Genomic DNA, 1258 nt, shown 5'->3' with positions numbered 1-1258 from the left:
GGGACTGCACCCGGTTTGGTTGACTCCTTGATCTGTGAGGATCTTGGTCCTCCTGGAAGGATGTCTTCGTGCCGAAAGCTTTCCCGCCCGAGTTCCGTCGTGATGTGGTCGCGGTCGCCCGCCGGGGTGACGCGCCGATCACGCAGATAGCGAAGGATTTCGGGATCTCCGATTCCTGCTTGCGTAACTGGATGCATCAGGCCGACATCGCCGACGGCAACCGCCCGGGTGTGACCCGGGAAGAGTCCGCTGAGCTGCGGGATCTGCGTAAACGCAACCGGCTGCTGGAACAGGAGAACGAGATCCTGCGCCGGGCCGCGGCCTACTTCGCCCGCGACATCGCCCCAAAATGATCTACCCGCTGGTCTGTGACCTTGCCGCCGACAAGATCCCCGTCGCGGTGACCTGCCGGGTGCTGGGCTTTTCCAAACAGGCGTTCTACCAGTGGAAGTGCGATCCGGTCAGTCAACGAGACTGGGACGACGCCCACCTGATCAACGCCGCCCTCGACGTCCACCGCGACGACCCGGCGTTCGGGTACCGGTTCATAGCAGACGAGCTCGCCGATGCAGGCCTCGCCGCCGGCCGCAACCGGGTGGCCAGACTCTGCTCGCAGCAACGCATCTGGTCGGTGTTCGCCAAACGGCGTGGCATGCACCGACGTGCGGGCCCGCCGGTGCACGACGACCTGGTGCAGCGCCGTTTCACCTCGGTGGCACCGAACACGCTGTGGCTGACCGACATCACCGAACACCCGACAGGTGAGGGCAAGCTCTACCTGTGTGCGATCAAGGACGTGTACTCCAACCGGATCGTGGGCTATTCCATCGACGCTCGGATGAGATCGAGCCTCGCGGTTACCGCGTTGCGCAACGCGGTCGCACTCCGCGGCCCGGCTGGCGGGACCCTGGTGCACTCCGACCGCGGCAGCCAGTTCCGCTCTCACAAATTCGTTAAAGCGTTACGCCGCAACGGTTTGACCGGCTCGATGGGCCGGGTTGGGGCGTGCGGTGACAACGCCGCCATGGAATCGTTCTTCGCGCTCCTGCAGAAAAACGTACTCGACCGCCGACGCTGGGCCACCCGCGACGAACTACGCCTGGCGATCGTGACCTGGATCGAAAGGACCTACCACCGACGACGCCGTCAAGCCCGCCTCGGACGACTCACCCCGATCGAGTTTGAGACACTACACAAGGCCACTCAACCGGCCTGAACACCGCTAACCCCGCGAGTCAACCAAACCGGGGGCAGTCCC

The 1258-nt window shown here is 64.5% G+C and carries 1 protein-coding gene; it reads left to right on the top strand.

The window, feature by feature from the left end:
• Positions 1 to 68 precede the first annotated feature (68 nt).
• Positions 69 to 1216, top strand: a protein-coding gene (locus AB0M43_RS39270; protein WP_363732949.1) for an IS3 family transposase whose coding sequence is annotated in 2 segments (ribosomal slippage) — positions 69 to 342 and positions 342 to 1216 — 1149 coding nt in all. Because the reading frame shifts where the segments join, the coding sequence is not laid out codon by codon here.
• The last annotated feature ends 42 nt before the right edge of the window (positions 1217 to 1258 follow it).

Source organism: Longispora sp. NPDC051575 (genome assembly GCF_040681875.1).
Taxonomy (GTDB): domain Bacteria; phylum Actinomycetota; class Actinomycetes; order Mycobacteriales; family Micromonosporaceae; genus Longispora.
Note: the sequence above shows the minus strand (reverse complement) of the source record. Positions and strands in the feature narration are given on the sequence as shown.